This window comes from Stieleria sp. JC731 (genome assembly GCF_020966635.1).
Classification (GTDB): Bacteria; Planctomycetota; Planctomycetia; order Pirellulales; family Pirellulaceae; genus Stieleria.
This window is the reverse complement of sequence record NZ_JAJKFQ010000003.1, coordinates 103,699-122,459: the sequence shown is the minus strand read 5'-3', so window position 1 is coordinate 122,459 and position 18,761 is coordinate 103,699. Positions and strand designations below refer to the sequence as shown.

15 protein-coding genes are annotated in these 18,761 nt (G+C 51.9%); 5 read left to right on the top strand and 10 right to left on the bottom strand.

The genetic code is table 11. The features are described from left to right. The first annotated feature begins 19 nt into the window (after window positions 1-19). From tssH to LOC67_RS11240, 5 genes are all read left to right on the top strand, one after another. Complete coding sequence (gene tssH, locus LOC67_RS11260; RefSeq protein WP_230262701.1) at window positions 20-2,785, top strand: type VI secretion system ATPase TssH; 2,766 nt, start codon at window positions 20-22, stop codon at window positions 2,783-2,785. A gap of 28 nt (window positions 2,786-2,813) precedes the next feature. Then, window positions 2,814-3,920, top strand: coding sequence for a hypothetical protein (locus LOC67_RS11255; protein ID WP_230262700.1), 1,107 nt, complete (start codon window positions 2,814-2,816; stop codon window positions 3,918-3,920). Window positions 3,921-3,932: 12 nt separating this feature from the next. After that, the gene (locus tag LOC67_RS11250) at window positions 3,933-4,211 is read left to right on the top strand and encodes a peptidylprolyl isomerase (protein ID WP_230262699.1); all 279 of its coding nucleotides are present in this window, start codon (window positions 3,933-3,935) and stop codon (window positions 4,209-4,211) included. A gap of 72 nt (window positions 4,212-4,283) precedes the next feature. Next, window positions 4,284-4,670, top strand: coding sequence for a PAAR domain-containing protein (locus LOC67_RS11245; RefSeq protein WP_230262698.1), 387 nt, complete (start codon window positions 4,284-4,286; stop codon window positions 4,668-4,670). Between the two features lie 5 nt (window positions 4,671-4,675). After that, a complete protein-coding gene (locus LOC67_RS11240; RefSeq protein WP_230262697.1) occupies window positions 4,676-5,752 on the top strand; it encodes a methyltransferase domain-containing protein in 1,077 nt (358 codons plus the stop codon). A 66-nt stretch (window positions 5,753-5,818) separates the two neighbouring features. On the opposite strand, the gene LOC67_RS11235 is transcribed toward LOC67_RS11240, so the two are convergent. The 10 genes from LOC67_RS11235 to LOC67_RS11190 all read right to left on the bottom strand — a co-directional run bounded on the left by LOC67_RS11235 (window position 5,819) and on the right by LOC67_RS11190 (window position 18,756). Continuing rightward, window positions 5,819-7,513: an alginate lyase family protein gene (locus tag LOC67_RS11235; RefSeq protein ID WP_230262696.1), complete on the bottom strand. Its 1,695-nt coding sequence runs from the start codon at window positions 7,511-7,513 to the stop codon at window positions 5,819-5,821. Window positions 7,514-7,689: 176 nt separating this feature from the next. After that, the gene (locus LOC67_RS11230) at window positions 7,690-9,024 is read right to left on the bottom strand and encodes a glycosyltransferase family 4 protein (RefSeq protein ID WP_230262695.1); all 1,335 of its coding nucleotides are present in this window, start codon (window positions 9,022-9,024) and stop codon (window positions 7,690-7,692) included. 88 nt (window positions 9,025-9,112) lie between these two features. Continuing rightward, entirely contained in the window at window positions 9,113-11,257 is a 2,145-nt protein-coding gene (locus LOC67_RS11225) for a bi-domain-containing oxidoreductase (protein WP_230262694.1), read from the bottom strand. Next, the gene (locus tag LOC67_RS11220) at window positions 11,254-12,285 is read right to left on the bottom strand and encodes a glycosyltransferase (protein WP_230262693.1); all 1,032 of its coding nucleotides are present in this window, start codon (window positions 12,283-12,285) and stop codon (window positions 11,254-11,256) included. The genes LOC67_RS11225 and LOC67_RS11220 overlap by 4 nt, the downstream gene beginning before the upstream one ends. Window positions 12,286-12,327: 42 nt before the next feature. Next, window positions 12,328-13,797: an O-antigen ligase family protein gene (locus tag LOC67_RS11215; protein ID WP_230262692.1), complete on the bottom strand. Its 1,470-nt coding sequence runs from the start codon at window positions 13,795-13,797 to the stop codon at window positions 12,328-12,330. 213 nt (window positions 13,798-14,010) lie between these two features. Beyond that, entirely contained in the window at window positions 14,011-15,129 is a 1,119-nt protein-coding gene (locus tag LOC67_RS11210; protein WP_230262691.1) for a glycosyltransferase family 4 protein, read from the bottom strand. 19 nt (window positions 15,130-15,148) lie between these two features. Beyond that, window positions 15,149-16,003: a sulfotransferase family 2 domain-containing protein gene (locus LOC67_RS11205; protein ID WP_230262690.1), complete on the bottom strand. Its 855-nt coding sequence runs from the start codon at window positions 16,001-16,003 to the stop codon at window positions 15,149-15,151. Between the two features lie 181 nt (window positions 16,004-16,184). Continuing rightward, window positions 16,185-16,715, bottom strand: coding sequence for an acyltransferase (locus tag LOC67_RS11200; protein ID WP_230262689.1), 531 nt, complete (start codon window positions 16,713-16,715; stop codon window positions 16,185-16,187). A 1-nt stretch (window position 16,716) separates the two neighbouring features. Continuing rightward, entirely contained in the window at window positions 16,717-17,589 is an 873-nt protein-coding gene (locus tag LOC67_RS11195) for a glycosyltransferase family 2 protein (RefSeq protein WP_230262688.1), read from the bottom strand. Window positions 17,590-17,664: 75 nt separating this feature from the next. Continuing rightward, window positions 17,665-18,756 (bottom strand): glycosyltransferase family 4 protein, encoded by a 1,092-nt coding sequence (locus LOC67_RS11190; RefSeq protein WP_230262687.1) that lies wholly within the window; start codon window positions 18,754-18,756, stop codon window positions 17,665-17,667. Window positions 18,757-18,761 lie beyond the last annotated feature (5 nt).

The following is an 18,761-nucleotide window of genomic DNA, read 5'->3' as shown; positions in this document are numbered from 1 at the left end:
AACCGCGAAGGAATCGAACGTGTCCGACATCAGCCGAACTTCACTTTTCGGAAAGCTAAACAGCGTTGGCTACAAGTCCATCGAGAGTGCCACCGTGTTTTGCAAAATGCGTGGTAACCCGTACGTCGAATTGGTCCACTGGATCAACCAGATCTTGCAGCTAGAAAACTCTGACTTGCACTGCATTGTCAAACAGTTCAACATCAATCCTTCGCGTCTGGTAAAAGATCTGACAAACGCCTTGGAAAAGCTGCCTCGCGGTTCGACGTCGATTTCTGACCTCTCGTCACACATCGAAGAGTCTGTCGAACGCGGTTGGGTTTATGGCACGTTGATGTTCGGCGAATCGCAAGTCCGAACCGGGCATTTGATTGTCGGAATTCTGAAGACCCGATCGCTGAAGAACGCATTGGTCTCGATCTCCGAAGAGTTTGACAAGATCAAGCTGGATACTCTGACTGACCGATTCGACGAAGTGGTCAGCGGCTCACCGGAAGAAAATCTGGGAGCGACCGACGGTTTCCAAGTCGGCGGCGGAGCTGTTCCTGGTGAGGCCAGTGGGGCGATGCCACCAGCAGCCATGGGCAAGCAAGAAGCGCTCAAACGCTTTACCGTCGACCTCACCGAAAATGCCCGCCAAGGCAAGATCGACCCGATTGTTGGACGAGACGAAGAGATTCGTCAGATCATCGACATCCTGATGCGAAGGCGTCAAAACAATCCCATCCTGACCGGTGAAGCGGGCGTTGGTAAAACCGCAGTTGTCGAAGGCTTTGCATTGAAGATTGCCGCCGGTGATGTGCCGCCGCCGCTGCAAGATGTTTCACTGCGATCGCTTGATGTCGGTCTGCTGCAAGCTGGTGCAAGCATGAAAGGCGAGTTCGAAAATCGCCTCAAACAAGTTATCGAAGAAGTCCAAGCATCGGAAAAACCGATCATTCTTTTCATCGACGAAGCTCATACCTTGGTCGGTGCTGGTGGTGCCGAAGGTACCGGCGACGCGGCGAACCTACTGAAGCCGGCGCTTGCGCGTGGTACCCTGCGAACCGTCGCTGCAACGACGTGGGCCGAATACAAAAAGCACATCGAAAAAGACCCCGCACTAACGCGGCGGTTCCAAGTCGTCCAGGTCGAAGAGCCCAGCGAGGAGCGTGCAATCCTGATGATGCGTGGCATGGCATCGACTCTGGAGCAGCATCACAAAGTCAAGGTTCTTGACGAAGCACTCGAAGCGGCCGTTCGTCTTTCGCATCGATATATCCCCGCTCGGCAGCTGCCGGACAAATGCGTCAGCTTGCTCGATACCGCTGCCGCACGTGTCGCGATCAGCCAGCATGCCGTGCCCGCCGAAGTTGATGATTGCCGCAAGCGAATCGAAGCACTTAAGACTGTATTGGGCATCATCGCCGATGAAAATTTGGTTGGCGTTGATACCAGCGACCGTCAGGCAACGGCGGAGGCAGAACTGAAAGAAGAAGAAGCCCGTCTGGAAAAACTAGAGGCTCGTTGGAACGAAGAGAAAGACTTAGTCGAGCAAATTCTGGGCATTCGCGCGAAGCTTCGTGGCAACAGCGGAAAAGTTGAAGGCACGAACAGCCGTTTGGAAAAGGCTGCCGATGCGGAGGCCGAAAACGTCGCTTCGCAATCAGGTGATTCGGCTGGCGAATCGGCTGCCGAGCCCGCCAGTGAAGAAGATCGAAAAACATTGCTGCAAGAACTGAAGTCGTTGCAGACAAAGCTCCATGAACTGCAAGGCGAAACACCATTGATCTTGCCGACCGTTGACGAACAAGCTGTCGCATCGGTCGTTGGCGATTGGACCGGCATTCCTGTCGGCCGAATGGTGAAAGACGAAGTTGCCACGGTGTTGAATTTGGCAAACATTTTGAACGACCGCATTATCGGGCAACGCCACGCGTTGGAGATGATCGCACGTCGTATTCAAACGTCACGAGCAAGCTTGGATAATCCCAACAAGCCAATCGGTGTGTTCATGCTTGCCGGCCCATCCGGAGTCGGAAAGACAGAAACCGCGTTGGCGCTTGCCGAAGCACTTTATGGCGGCGAACAAAATGTGATCACGATCAACATGAGCGAATTTCAAGAAGCTCATACCGTCAGCACACTCAAAGGTGCCCCTCCCGGCTATGTCGGTTACGGCGAAGGCGGTGTGTTGACCGAAGCGGTCCGGCGCCGTCCCTATAGCGTCGTTTTGCTGGACGAAGTCGAAAAAGCTCACCATGACGTCCACGAAATTTTTTTCCAGGTCTTCGACAAGGGATGGATGGAAGATGGCGAAGGGCGTGTGATCGATTTCAAAAACACACTGATCCTGTTGACCACCAACGCTGGCACCGATCTAACGATGAATCTTTGCAAAGATCCTGAGCTGATGCCGGAAGCAGAAGGGTTGGCGAAAGCGTTGCGTCCAGAGTTGTTGAAAGTCTTCCCACCGGCATTGCTGGGCCGTATCGTAACGATTCCGTACTTCCCGCTGAACGATGAAATGATCAGCGCGATCACCAAGTTGCAACTCAGCCGCATCGAAAAACGGATCCAAAAGAATCACGATCTGCCATTCACTTACGATGACGATGTGATTGATTTGATCGCGAGTCGTTGCACCGAACTCGATAGCGGCGGTCGGATGATTGATGCGATTCTGACCAACACCGTTCTGCCAAACATCAGCAGCGAGTTCTTAACTCGAATGATGGAAGGCAAACCGATCCAACGCGTCCACGTCAAAATTGACAACGGCGAGTTCTCGTATGCTTTCGATTGATCATTCGAACGGATTTGAGTGAATATCAATGCGCTGCATTTGCCTTCCCAAAGTTGCCGCGATGAACGTTGCCGTTCAGTCAGCATCGTTCCCAGCCGTCGCCATGCCGCCGCTTCCTGCCGGGGCTGGGGACTTGGCTGCGATGGCGAGTGCGGCTGCGGCGATTAACGCCGTTGCACAAGCAGCTTTGTCGGGGGCGCTTGATGCAGTCCTTAACGCCGAATTCCCTCCTGTTTCGATCGAAGCAGTCCTGGCCTTGGAAGCGATGGCTCAAGCGAGTAGCGATCTAGGATTGAACCTAACCGCGCCAAACGCAGAAGCTCAGCTCTCTTTGGCGGCAGGTTCACTTAACATTGCAGCACCGACGCTAAGCGGACTCGGCGAGTCCAGTGCGGCAGCGGTGGCGCCCACCGGGAACCTACCTGCGGCGCTAGCACTTGGCGGATCGATACAGCAATCTCTTGGAATCGATTTGGCCGCACCAAGTCTTTCACCGGGCGAAATTGCGGCCGCGATCGAAGCGAGCTTTGCGGCTGCAATCGAAGCCGCCGCTAGCCTTACAGCATCGGTGGCCGGGACCGTTTCCTTGGAGATGGCAACTCAGATCGCATTGGCCGCCCGGGCGGTCAATGCGGCGGTCGCTCTGGGAATGGATATCAGCTCGCCTGGCGAGTTTGCAGCGACCATCGAGGCGACAGCTGGTCTAAGCGTCCCGCCACTGGAACTTAGCCAGGGTGAAATGGGTGAAATCAGTGCTGGGCTAAGTGATTTCGCTTTAGTGTCAGAAGCCTCTGGCGGTGGCGAAGCGTCCATGCCGAGCCTCGATGCGACTGCCGCAAATGTTTCCGCAGCAATTTCGGCTGCTATCGAAGCGACTGCTTCGTTTTCAGCAGAATTGATGGCCAGCGCAGAAGTCACCGCCATGTTAGCAGCGGCCATTTCAGCAAGTGCGGAATTATCCGCCGGAGCAGGTGCTGCGGCGTCAGTGGTCGCGGAAATTTCGCCGCCAGCGATCCCAGGAATGGATAGCCTTAGTTTGGCCGGTTCCATGGCTGGAACCTTTGAAGCCGCAGCCGAAACTCCGATGATTGGCGATGTTAGCTGCCCAAATATCTTCTGCGTCGCAGGTCAGTAAGGACAGTCAACGATGCGATACGACGCCAAGCATATCCAGGTCGCTTCCGAGCAGCAGGCTCGGGAGATCATGCAGCTTTGGCAAGACGGAGCCGACTTTGGACAATTAGCCCAAATGTACTCGACATGTCCGACTGCTTGTCAGGGAGGCGAATTGAAGGGAATTGGTGCCGGACATCTGCCTCCTGAAATTGACGCCGTCATCGTGCAAGCGGAACCGGGTGGGATCTATGGGCCCATTCAAACCCAACATGGGTTTCATCTTGTCGAACTGATCGGTCGAACGGGCTAGCGGGCTTGGTCTTGAGTCATCTTTGACGATAAAGTAGACAGAAAGAAACGCACCCTGAAGGAAGATCAAACGATGGGACAACCCGCAGCTCGCATGGGCGATATGGCGAAACAAGACGCGCCACACTGCCACGCGCCCATCCACCCGGCCGCCCCCGTGCCGACTCCGGTTGCGCATCCGGCCGTTCCGGTGACCATCATCAAAGGGGCTCCGAACGTGATGATTGGTGGAAAGCCGGCGGCAAGGGTGACTGACACGACAACACCATGCATGCTGCCGAGTTGTGTGCCGGGCGGGCCGGCGATGGTCGCCAAAGGCTCCGCAAGTGTGTTAATCGGAGGCATGCCCGCCGCCCGTTCCAACGATATGACTTCACACACAAGCTGTGTTGCTCCGATCCCAAGTCCGGTTGGTAAGATTCTGCCGCCTTGTGAACCAACCGTTTTGATCGGTGGCTGATCCCGATGAGGTTGGAGCTATTTGAGGCATTGCAGCCGGTTTGTCCGGTTTGTCGTACCGAAGATTCTGCGGCTGCATTGAAAATCGTCAGCATCGATAGACAAGAAGGAAATCATGTCACCGAGGGGCGTCTCGAATGTAGCAACGCGTCTTGTCGGCATGAGTATCCGATCATCGATGCAATTCCTGTCATCCTACAAGACTTGCGAACGTATCTCGCAAACAACTTGAACAACATCTGCTTGCGCGAGGACTTGGGGGCGGATGTCGAAAGTATCCTGGGTGATTGTGCAGGACCTTCATCAGCATTCAATTCTAACCGACAGCAACTCAGTAGCTATCTCTGGGATCACTACTCAGAATTTGATCCAGTGGAAGATCGTTCTGACCTGTCTTCAGGTTCAATGATTCAGGTGATGACGTCTGCCATTGACCTTGCCGATTTTCAACTGACCGGCAGCGGTCCGATACTGGATCTTGGGTGTGGCGCAGGTCGTAGCAGTTTCGAACTGGCGAAGCGATTTAATCGACCGGTCCTCGGAATCGACCTGCATTTTCCGATGCTGAAGATCGCTTCACAACTGACCAGATCAAATGTCCTGAACTATTCGCGTCGGCGAGTTGGCATGGTCTATGATCGGCGGTCATTTGAGGTCCAGCTTGGGAATACCGAGCATGTCGACTTTTGGGCGTGCGATGCCACCGCTTTGCCGTTTAACCCTGCATCGTTCTCAGCCGCCGTTTCGATGAACTTGCTCGACTGTGTGCACTCGCCAATGCAGTTGCTATTGGCAATCGATCAATCAATCAAAGCCGGGGCTTCCGCAGTCGTCGCCTGCCCCTACGATTGGAGCGAGTCGGCGACAGGAGTCGAGTCTTGGATTGGGGGCCATTCCCAACGCGGCGATTTTAGAGGGGCCAGCGACGCGATTTTGCGTCAGTTGCTTGACCAGAGTTCGCCAAACGCGCTTGGCAGACTGCAGCTAATTGCCGAAGGAGACTTTCCTTGGCATGTGCGTCTGCATGAGAGGTGCACGCTCACGTATACGACACACGCGGTGTCGCTTCGTAAGCTGGCTTAGCAGCCTATTGATTTTCTATTGTCGCCTTTGACTTTGTAAGCGACCAAAATCGAAAATCAACATTTGTTAAGCCATTTGTGCGGACAGCAGATGTCCGTCTTTGATGTTCAGCTGAAGCAAGTTTTCATTCTCGCTTGCGATGTTGATCTCATCGGATGAGATCTCGACCGATTCGTCGATCAATTCGGCGTTCTCGTCCAGCAAGATGCGCCAGCGGAGCCAACCAACTTGTTGCATCTTGCTGGTCAGCGTGGCAACTTGATTCGCGAACAGTTCACCGAAGTCCGGGCAGTAGATCCCTTCTTCAATAACGATATGCGCCGTGCTGCTACCGTCACCGACGATGGTGATCGTACCGTAAGAATCGTTTTTATGATCAGCTTTCCACGTAGCCGAATCTTGGGAAGCTTCTAAAGTCCAACTCGGATGCCAGTGTAAAGGAGACCGAACTGTGTCCTGTAGGCGATCCGCTGCGGAGTACCAATCGAGGATTGTCCATTGACTGGCATACGCTATTAAGATTCGTCCGCTAGGACCTGAGAATGCATCATGGGCTGTGGCAACCCAGCGAGTCGTTGATGTTTCGCCTTCGTGGCGTGCAATCGGATGCCCTCGGCGTCCCATCCGAAAGCTAGACCAGATGTCACAATGCTCAAGCTCCCCTAGCTGCAGTACGTTGTGAGCGTCGGTGCGGCGGCATCGCATCCGCATATCACCCGGTTCATATTGATAGTTTCCCGTATCGACGATGCCCTGTTGGCCGAAGAACGAGGCGGTAATTTGAAAGAGGTCCGCATGTCCGTGGGCTGGCAAGTGGTCGCACGCCAATGGGCCAAGGTCGCACAGTAGCTGATGCTTCTCGGGGCGATTGATTACCCAATAGTCCGATGTCTTGCAGCATTCGGTGCCGAAAATGTTCAGGCGATGACACCAATTCTGAAGTTGTTTCAAGTCCGGTGTCTCTGCCACAACGGAGTCTGCCAGTAGCGGAATCGAATCATCAGGCGACGTGATCGAATCCAGAAAACGAGCCATTTTGTTTGCGATTTCGACCAGCGGAAGTTCCGCATCTGATTTGACAAATCGAGCCGCTTCCACGCACTGCAATACGCAGACCAGCATCAACGTATGATAAGTCGGTGTCCGTTCGTAGTGCTCGCCCGATGGCAGGATTTGAATTTTAAGTTGATCTAGCAAGCAACGTTCAATTCCTCGCAAGTCGAGTGGTGCAACCGGTTCAAGGAAGCATCCTGCCATGTATAACGCGGTCAAGTTTTCGAGCAGATGATTGCCGCCCAGGTCCCATTCCATGTTCCTATGCAGCCATTGGACTTGCCCTGCTACGGAGTCAAAGAAATCGGGGCCGATGATTGATGAAACATCATGGATTGCATCGACGCAAAGCCAAACCGGAAGTCGCCTTGAAATACAAAAGGGATGCCATGCATCGGGATCTTTCATCGGGTGACGATGATCCGGCTGCGATAGCCATGATTGCATCAAGAGAGCGGCAAATTCTGGTCCTTCATTGGCGGCGACTTTGAGCAAAAACTCTTGTGATTGTAGATGGAATCGCCAGAGTCGAGTCGACTCTGGTGACCAATCGACAGTCATGTTGCCATTCGAATCAATCGCTCCGATTTGAAGCTGATGGTTCAGAAAAGAAAACGTACCTTCGGCGATTTTGGTGACGTGTTCGTTTCTGACAGGCCAAAGGTCAACTCTTTGGAGAGCGATTTGGCGGAAGGCCTCACGGGCCATTGGCTTCCATTTCGATGGTCCTTTGGGAGCTTGATAGACCCAATTGGAAGGAAGCTTTTGACGGACTTTGCGTTGTATAGTCCTGTAGCCCCGCCACAAGAATTGGCGAGGACGATGATAGTGCAATAAGGCTAATACACGAGACAGCTTTGTAGGTGACATTTCATCCGCAGGCTTTATCGTGACGAATTGCTTAGTGTCACCGATTCGGAGTTGTTCTTTGAATCGACGACAGGTTCCCAGCTGCGATCTGGTAGGCAGAAGACTTCTTTTGCGGCTGTTCTGCGGACGATTTCCAGCATATCGGCCGCAAGGTGATCGCGATTGAAGTGTTCGACAACGAATTGCCGACCTCTCTGGCCCATCGAACGTACCGATTCTTTGTCAGCGGTCATTCCCTGAAGGATTTCAAATAGCTCTGCATCGTTTTCGGGTTCCAAAGAGACACCGCTTGCCGCATCAAGGACGATGTCTCGGGCCCGCCCGCGTACGCCCATGATGATTCCCCTTTCCATCGCCATCGTTTCAAAGATCTTCGACGGGATCACATGTTCGAAGAGATCAACTTTGCTCAAATGGACCAAGCAAACATCGGATGCTGCCAATGCGTCAGGCATTTTTGACTTATCCAGTCGCCCGGTTGTCTTAACCAAATCGCCGAGCTGTTTGTCTTCGATCGTTTGCTGGAGTTGCTCTAGCGTAGCACCACCACCGACGATGATGAACGCGACATCATCCCGTTTGGCTTCTCTAAACCGCTCCGCCGTTCTGACGATGATCTCTAGGCCGTGGGCGCGTCCGACAGTTCCGATGTACGAGCAAACAAAACGATCACCAAGGCCATATTTATTTGCGAATTCGCTACCACGAAGCTGAGGATCAAACTGATCCGGATCGACACCATTGGTGACAGTGCTGATTCGATTGTGAACGTCGACTTTGGAAAGGATGTTATCACGATAACCGGGACCGACTGTCACGATATGATCGGCGCTTCGATACATCCACTTTTCAATGCGTTCGAGCGTCCGAATCAATAGGCCTCGCCGAATCGCACCGACCGTCACGATTGACTCCGGCCAGATATCGCGAACTTCAAGGACAACGGGAACCCGTTTTAGCTTGCCTGCCAAGATACCCGCGACTCCACAAAAGAACTGTGGAGTAGTCGCGACGATAGCGGACGGCCGACGGACGAAAAACAAGAATGCGAATAGAGCCGTGAAGAGGTAGGAGACGTAGTTGACGATCAATCCTGTCTTCCCAAGATTGGGCCGGATGAACGACCACACTCGGATGACATTTACGCCATCAATCGATTCCCGTTGCGGCCACAGTCGATTGCGATACCCTGGATAGACCTTGCCATCGGGAACGTTGGGAGCACAGGTGATGACTGTGACATCGACGTCAGAGTTCTCACGAATCCATCGCTTGCAATGCTCCGACGTCCTCGACGCAGGCGCGTTGCCTTCAGGGGTGTAGTAGTGCGTAAAGAATACGATTTTCACAACTGGTTCGACGATTCAATGAGGAAACGAAAGCGAAACAATGAGCTGAAGACAACTGCTACGATGCCGAGAGAACCGATTTGCAGAGCTATGAGCGACCGGAGAACTTCTGTAACTGTTCACGGATTTGACGAGCAGCCGTGAACGAAGCGTCCGTGACTTCGAAAAGAGTCTCTGCTTCGATGGGCCAATAGTCGGGGGTCGCGACCGATTTCAAGAACGCTACCAATTCTGCCTGATGACCCTTGTCTTGTCGCTTGGTTTTAAGCTTCTTTCGAGTTCCGAATCCAAAGGTCTTTCGGAAGTTGTCAATGACAACAACTTGACCGGCGGAGAAAACTTCCACGCGTTCTTTGGGGAACGATTTATTGCCATTGGATAGATAGTGCACTGTCGCGATGGAACCATCTGCGAAACTCAGTTGAATCGAGGCACAATCCCCAAGCCTTCCGTCGCCACCACCGAGGGGCGTTGCGGTGCAGTCTCGGATGGGAGCATTGGCAATCGCTCGTGCCAAGTCGATGAAGTGGCAGGCCTCACCGATGATCCTGCCTCCGCCAACGATCGGATCCTGTGTCCAGTGAGACTCAGGAATCGCTCCAGCGTTGACGGTCAATACGATCGATTTCGGACCAGGATTTCCCTTCAACATCGAATTCAGTTCGAGCGTGTGCGGGGAGAATCGGCGATTGAATCCGACCATCAGTTTCTGACCAGGTGCTCGCCGCATGGCTTCTCGGATGCGCTCCAAACCTGCTGAATCCAGCGCGAGAGGCTTTTCAACGAAGACATGTTTGCCCGCATCGAGAGACTGGCAAACCAAGTCGGCATGACTGGCGTGCGATGTCGTGATGAAAACCGTATTGACCTGTGGGTCGTCCAATGCGGTTTTGACATCAGAGCCACAATTCTGGAATCCAAACTTCTTTGCCGCATAGGATGCAGACACGCCTGTGTTGCTGATGATCCAGCGGCGGTCAACATTGTCTTGTGGCAGCAGCGGCAGCAACATTCGTGTGGTGAAGCCGCCAGCGCCAATAAACGCGACACCAGCATTCGAACTGGACTTCTGCGAAGTTACGAGTGTCGATTCATTGTTTAGGGTAACGGACGACTGCTTAGGTGGCGATTGTTCTTTGTACTTTAGAAGGATGCCCAGGGCCCCCTTCTCGTGAATGGCCTCGTATCCTCGAAGGGCGTTGTCAAAGTCGAAGCAATGTGTTGTCAACGCGTCGGTCTGGATTCGCCCGTCGCTCATCATGGCTAGGACCGCTTCAAAATTCCGTTTCTCGGTCCAACGGACATGGCCGATCGGATAATCCAAACCAAGCTTTTCGTAGTTTGCGTCATAGCGTCCCGGCCCATAAGAACACGAAACTTGAAACGACAGTTCTTTCTCGTAGAAGTCAGCGCGACGAAGATTTAAACCCACCACACCGACCAGGACAATACGACCGCGTTTGCGGCACATCGTTGCCGCCTGGTGAACGACTTCATCGCTCTTGGTTGAAGCTGTGATGATGACCCCGTCGACACCGATACCGTCAGTCCAGTTTTCAGCCGTCCGTACTGGATCTTCACCCGAAGCCAAGTTGCAAGTTTTCGCGCCGAACTTTTCTGCAAGTTTCAGCTTTTCAGGATCAAAGTCGGTGCCCAGTACTTCGCAACCATTGGCCCGAAGCATTTGCACGGTCAGCAATCCGATTAGGCCAAGACCGCAGACAACAAAGCGCTCGCCCAAAGTCGGTTGTGCTAGGCGAAGTCCTTGTAATCCGATCGCTGCAACGACCGTGTAGGCGGCAGTTTCATCGCTCACACCATCGGGAATCTTTGCGACGAGATTTTCTCCGATGCTGACCATTTCCGCATGGGGACCGTTGCTGACAACCCGATCACCGATCGCAAATCCGGAATGGGCATCTTGTTCCACCACTGCTCCGACGTTGCAGTAGCCGAGCGGAATCGGCGTGTCCAGTTTGGCTTTCACCGCATCAATGGTTGTCCATAGGCCATCGGTTTTGACCTTCTGTAAGACCTGCTTGACTTTATCGGGCTGCGACCGTGCTTTGGCAAGGTATCCACCGCGTCCAAAGTCGACCAGCATTTTCTCGGTGCCCAAAGACACCAACGTCTGTCGAGTTTGGATCAGCACACTACCGCCACTTCGCCGAGGGCAAGGAACCTCCGCGAGCAGCGTCTCGCCGCTACCTAAGTTTTGAAGAATCTGTTTCAACGTAACAACCAGTCTCTAAATTCGCCAATTCGATTTGGCAGTAGCACTTGACTTGCTGATGAGCTTTCGCCCATCAAGACACGTCGCATCGATGACTCGATGGACTTCGTATCGATCGGATCAAAGACGTCAGTCGGCTCGACAATAAATGTGAAGTTCGAGTCGTTCGGGATGATCGCTTTGCAACCTAACCTCACACCCTCGACAATCCCGAGTCCCAACGTTTCCAAAAGCGACGGAAAAACCACGAATTCACAATTTGCCACCAAGCGATTGCAATGTTCACTTGGAAGGGGGCCAACGTAGTGCACATTCGCAGCTTCGCCCCACGGCGCGCTCGGCTTCTGAATCGTCAGATAGAGCTTTGCGTCTGAAAACTCCTTCGCGATTGACCGCCACGCCGTCAGCAGACGTTTGTGATTCTTGTGTGGTCGGGCATCGCTGACATAGACAAATGAATGAGGTTCTTTTCGGGTAGACTGATTGCCGGTCGATTCCCGATGCAACGCATCTGCGTCGTAAAACGGGAACACCTCCACTGTGCTTGCAGATAAACCGAGTGAACTTGATAAGGCAATCTGGATGCCGGGTGTTTGTACCGCCCACCAGTCGGTGTTCTGCTTCAGCTTCTTAACTGCGCGACGCAACATCGAATAGCGTATGCGATCACGGATGCTGTATTTGGTTCGATTGTCCAGTGAGGCCAGCAAGTGGGCATTTTGAAAGTAGGTGACAACATCAACGTTTGGATATCGCTTCAGCGGTGGGATATTGCCAAAGCAGAGCACACGATCAAATTTCCTGCTTTCAAGTTGCTCGTCCAGCAGTTTTGTTCGCTGGCGCGACAGCGGGCTACAGGGATTGCAGACCACAAACCGGTCATCGCAGTTCACCTGTTCTTCGATCGTTGGTACCGCATTCTCGGACAACAATACAATCACGTCGTCCAAGTCTTGCTGTACCAAAGTTCGAAGGAGAACTCCTCCTCCTCCGGAGCTAATGTTTGTTGCGTCAATTAAAAGTGACATGCAATTGTGATCCTTTCAGATCTTTTGATTTCAGCAAACTAGCTAAAAACTTAGCTGCGGTACCCCGTTGTCGGCTGCGGTTTCGATCGTGTCTTGATCGAGTTTATCGGCTTCCTCATCCAGGTCTACGACGGAAGTCAATTGGATGTAGGAGGCGATGTAGAGAGCTACCATTTGCCACTCCCAGCCTCCGATCCCTGAAGGTGAAAAGAATGCGGCCTCCGACATGTTGGTGAAGAAGACGCTCAATAACAGAACGTTTGCAGGGTTGTCTCGGCAACGAACCAACGGCATCGTCAAAATGCCAAACAAAAACAGTACGGGAACAACGCCGACAACGCCGAGCTCAGCGAAGATCGAAGTGTACATGAAACCGTTTTCAACACTTGCTGAGATAGGAATTGTTTTCCAAATCGGATCGTATTTGACTTCGGGAAGTGCTCTTGATCCTGAATTCACAACTTGAAATCCCTGTCCGAACATCTTGTTGCGGTTAAAAATTTTCGCGTGAAAATCGATCGCTCCACCACGTGATCGACGGAAGTTCGCAACCAGTCCTTGTTCTGATGTCCGACCGGATTTGGAAAGAAATTTTTCCGTTGCTTGTCGAAGAGTGGCTGACGTTGCGAAAACTGCAGGGAGTGCGAGTACGCCTAAAAGCAAACCCCGTCCAACGATCCGGACCGCACGAGTGTTGCTCTTGCCTGTGATTACAGCGGCGTACCAGATCCCGAGCGACAAGACCAAGCTCATCATCCCGCCGCGCGCTTCGGTAAAGAAAAGTTCCAACAGTCCCAATCCAATCACCATCATTCCGATTGGGTGTAAGGTACGGGCTGAGAGAGCGTTGGCTAGCAAGGCAGCGACACTAATCCCCAGAAAGACACCTAGTAAATTGGGGTGGGACAATACTCCGTTCAAACCAGTTCCGTTGACGCTTCGTCCTACCGAAACAAACATCAACGGTGCATTGAGCAGGATCACACAACCGACCAGTCCTTTGTACCATCGTGAGATTTCGTCCAGCTCATCACGGCGACAAGTTCCAAATGTCAGCACGACCGCTATGCCGTAGCAAGTGAATCCAATCACTTTCAGGATTGAAACGGCTGGCAATAGACTCGCAAATAAGCTGTGGAAGAACAAACTAGTGCCGACCACCGCCAGAGAGATAACAAATGGCGAAAGTCTCGACTGTACCTGCAGACGTTGGTCGTAGACCAATCTTGCCAATATGACTAATGGCAAAGCATGATGTAGGCCGCCGGACGATGGCGTGTGGAAAAGCTCGCCATTGACATTCATGAACAAGAATTGCAAGCCCAGTGCCTGTGCCTGCCTAAGCCCAGATTTCGATGCGGCCCAAATGATCAGTCCAAGAAAGGCCACGACACCTGCCGCACTTGGTAGGACTACCATTGCTGCAAGTGCGGGGCATGTCACCCAAAAATGGAACAGGATTGTTTTTCGATATTGATTCTGTTCACTTTGCATCGGTTTTACACTATTCATCTGTCCTGAGAGTTTTGGAGCTCACAGGCAATGGGTGTGTTTTCTTCGAGAGCTATACGACTGTTTCAAAAGCGGACGCGTAAACAGGTTTTCCGCGGCGAGGTTTCTGGCTGGGCCGCTGACGTGCTGTCCACAATCTGACATTCTTGAGCACAAAACATTTCGGTGGATCAAGAATCATCGCGATCAATGGTTGCTGAAACAACGGTTTGTTTAGCAAGCCGGATCGCTTGATCCACCACGTGTGATGAACCAGGGCGCCACCGCATGTCGGTCACGCAATAACTCGATCAGGTATTGGGCGCCAGCCTTTGGGGAAATTGATTTTTCATACCAATCCCGGATAGCATTTCTTGATTCGTGAGACTGTCGTCCGCGTTCGATTTCGAAACGCAGTCGATCCGTCAGTGCTCTACCATCATTTGCCGGAAATACGGATGCAAATTCTTGTTCACGGATCGCGCTACTGGCACCACACGCATCGCTGGCGATAACTCGTAATCCATTTGCGATGGCTTCATTGATCACCGCTCCCCAGCCGTCATAGCTGCTAGCCAATACCAACACATCGCTTGCCTGGATTGTGCTCAAAACGTCGTCGTGTGCAACACTACCTAGCCAATTGATACGGTCGCTCAAGCCAAGTTGGATAGCCAGTTGCTTGTTGTGTTGTAGTAGAGGTCCATCACCAACGACGGTCAGACGCCAGTTGTGATCAATGTTTTCGGATAGGGCTTCCAGTACTAGGTCGATGCGTTTCAATTCTACCTGTCTAGCAACGCAGACCAATTGCAGATGCTTGTCTCGATTTTTGCATTCACCGGTGGCTTCGCAGCGAGGAAAGTAACCAAACTGGTGGATTTTTGAACTGTGATAGCCCACTCGTTCATAATAGCGGGATGCTGCTTCACCAATGGCCAGGATACCGTCAATCCGTTGTCGCCAGCACCACGCCCTCCATCGATCACGCAGCGGAATGATGAGTCGTCGTTTATTCGATCGAAGATCGGGACGTTCGGTGTACACAAACAGTTTTGCGTCGGTTGGGCGAACTAGCTGCATCGCCTGTTCAACCATTGGGTAGGCACAGATCCCGCTAAATACATGGTAGCAGTCTGAGTGCGACTTTGATTTTACGATTTGACGAAGTCTTGCCGGGTCCGGAGCAACTTCCAGGTCAACACCTTGCGGTAAACGTTGACTCCATCCCTGTGATAGGCGTTCTCGGTCGGTCTCTCGTGAGACTACCAGTAGAACGCTTCCATTTGATTGGGAAGCGACCTCTGCCAACAAGCCAGCTTGGTGCATGCTGATACTTTCTTGCCAGAACACCAATTCCATCGCGCCGTCCCTAGCTCAAATGTGAACTTGACAACATTGAAGGACGCAACAGTCCATCGTTCTCAAAACCATCGATTGATCTCAATCGCCGATACAGTTCGGTATCCATTTCATTGTGTTCTTGGATAACGTCCCGTGTTTTCGCTTCGAGTTGCTTTACAGAAACACGTCCCGAAGTGACGTTCTTTTTTCCACCTGAGTTGGGCACCACTAGGTTGGCGATTGATTGCAGACACTCGACAAATCGATCGTATCGATCAAGAAAGCCGACCACATTGTAGGTGTTCACGACTGAGCTGAATGCTGCATCCACAGCACCCTTTGGATTTTCGCTTGCGGCAGTTTCGGACCAGCCGGAAAAATGGAGCGTATACCAATTTGAAAGTTCATCGCTTAACCCCAAGCTGACAAATTCTTCAAGCGAAATTGCTTCCTTTTCGATCCGTGGATACAGATAGTGAGTCGGACGACGTTTAACATAAAAGTAGTGTGAAACGATTCGATCGACCGGATCTCTTAAAATGGTGATCTTCAAAAAATCGTCGCTGATGAGTCCGAACAACTGATTGACCAAGTGCCCCTTGATTAATCGATAAGATTGCCTTTGCTGTTCGCTCAGCGAATGAAATTTTTCGATCGAGGTTCTTGGAAAGCTTCCACACGTCGAAAACGTTTGCCGCCAAAGAAAATTTGATTCCAGGAAATGGTTCAAAGATGACCCACCGCACTTTGGCAAATGATCAAAGGCGATCTTTGCGGGCGCTGGTCCTTTGTGGAATATTTGGCGAAGTTCCTTCCCCGGTTCTACACAACAGAGTTTTGCAAACTTCGATGTCTGCAGCAGTGTCTTCTTAAACGCACTCATGAATCATCTTGAATGGCTTGCGACAAGCCATTTCCAAACAGATCTTTTTTTGCCGAGGCAGAACTGCGTTGGCGTGAGGAATACGGGTGTCAAATTGCGGCAATGAGTCTGCAGCTCAGATGCCAGGTAACGGCGCTTTTATCGAACGGAAATCGTTGACGGGTCGCTTTGAATGCGAGGCCTATGGATTTGCTTGTTCGCTAAACGAACGTATGACTTTCGCCGGAACTCCGCCGACCATTGTGTCGGACGGTACTGATCGCGTGACTGTCGCTCCTGCGGCAACCATACATCGGTCGCCAATCGATACGCCTGCCAGGATGGTCGCGTTTGCGCCGATCCAACAGCCATCGCCAATGGTGATATTCTCTGATCGGCCGTCGCCAGCAATCCTGAGTGCACCGGGGGTCAGGTCGTGTGTTCCGGCAATGATTAGCACACGAGTGGAAATATCGCAGTGACTGCCAATCGAGATCGAGCAATCACCACCAGTGATCATTGTCTCGTGGCCAATGAAAGTCTCACGGCCAACTTTTAGATCAAACGTGCCAAGGATTTTTACCGACGAGCAGAGTCTTGCCGTTGGATCGACTTGAAAGCCGGCCGCACGCAGCAGCGAATTTCGAAAACGGAATCCGCGGGTGGCCGGTGTGCAGCGACTTAGCCGAAGGCAAACAGCTTGATAGAGCGACCTGCAGAGTTTGGTAAACATGCTAGCCGAAATATTTTCCACCGACTGCCCGAAGCAAAACGCCTTGTTTCGTCAGTCCCCATAAGCGTTCGGTAAAAAGCAGAGCTTTATGAACCTTGCTGACGTCGGCTGGGTAGCCGTTTTGCTCCAATACAGACACCCATTCAGCTCGGGATTTTTCTGAAAAAGCGATCGTCTTTGCATCTGGATGCCGCCGGTAAGCTCCTAAGCACTGGTTCACCAAATGCAACGGAACTCCGGCTTTCGAAAGTCGCAGGACGTACTCTCCGTCCATCGCATAATTAAGGGACTCATCGATTGCGAATTTACGACAAACGTTGGACCCGATGAAAAGCGATTGTGTTGAAAAGTTGATCCCGCGATAGACCAGTTGACGTAAGGAAAAATTGGTGAAGTACTTTGTTCCAACGAGAACTTCATTGTCAATGATCTGCACATGACCAAAGTAAACGCTGTCTTTCGGTCGCTCAGTGTCATGTGCCGCGCGCGCAACATTCCAGAAAGCGTTTGGCAGGTAGAGATCATCCGCATTTTGCCAACCGACGACATCGCCAGATGCAAATTGAAAACCCTGGTTCAACGCGTCGGACTGTCCGCGATCTTGCTTTGAAACCCAGTGGCTAATCTCGTCTTGATACGCTTTGAAAACATTTACCGTTTCATCGGTGCTACCACCATCAAAGATCACCAGCTGGACCTTAGGATAGTTTTGATAGATTACCGAGAGGATCATCTGTTCGATGTACCGCCCCTGTTGATAGCTTGGGCAAACCACCGAGATTGTAGGTAATGCATCCTCGGACATCGCCTTTGCAAATTCAGGGCGTGGCGGCAGCTGTTTCGGCCAACCCAGCAACTGTTTATAAGGTCTCAACTGACTTCTCTTCATTCACTCGAGTGCCAGGATCAATTACCGGCAGTTGATCACTTTCGATTCGTTTGCTTCGCATCAGATCAGTTGTTCATAGAGCTTGATATGATGATCAACACATGCGTCCCAGGAAAACTGTTGTGCTCGTTTGAGTCCTCTGGCTGCGTAATCCGACCGTCGCTCTGGTGAACTTGCAAGTTGGTCTAGCGCGACAGTGATTTCGTCAATTTCGCAAGGGTCAACGAGCATCGCTGCATCACCGACAACTTCGGGTATCGAACTGCTTCTAGAAGCAACGACAGGGCAGTTGGAAAGCATCGCTTCGAGCGGCGGTATTCCGAAACCTTCGTAAAGTGAAAGGTACGCTAAATAAGCTGCTTGTTGATAAAGGTTCGCAAGTGTCTCCTCGGTGGGACGCATGTGAATCAGAGACTCTGCAGCTAGACCAAGCCTCGACCACAATTCCAATTCATCGGAACTGAAGGTCGGTCCACCGGCGCACACGACACAGAGCTGATTTTTTGCTTCCTTGGTGTTCGCAAACGCCTGGACGAATCGTTCGAAGTTTTTGTAGCCGTTTCGATTGCCGACCCAAAGTATGAACGGTAAGGGGAATTCAAAATTCGATTTGTGTTCGACGATGGGAACGTCGGCGGCAAGGTAGATCACATCGATTTTGTCTGGAGAGACCGACATCAACTCGACCATATCGTTCTTCGTTGATTCCGAAATAGCAATCAGACGGTCAGCTCTTTCCGCAATTCGTCGCTTTTCATTGAGGTGGCGTTCGTCATGCATGTATCGTTCGCTGATCATGTCGTAGAACGTTGCAACACGCGGGATCGAATTCACCCCGAAATTTCTGTCGTCGAAAAAGCCTTCGTGAATGACACTTGGCTTTCGAAAGCTGATCGTTGCGATTAGCTGCGAAGCAATTCGGTTGAGCTGTTCCAGTCCTTTAGGACGGTTAGGAAAATAGATTCCGCGGTGCCCGATTTCAGACGAAATGCCTCGCAGATATTCATTGCAATACAAAGTCGCGCCAAGGGAAACTCCCCATCCATCTCGTCGTGCAACACCTTTGGCGAGTTCGACTAGGTAGCGAGAGACTCCACCGTATTTTTGATTGGCAAAGACACTACCGCACAAACGCAAAACATTCTTTGACATAACTT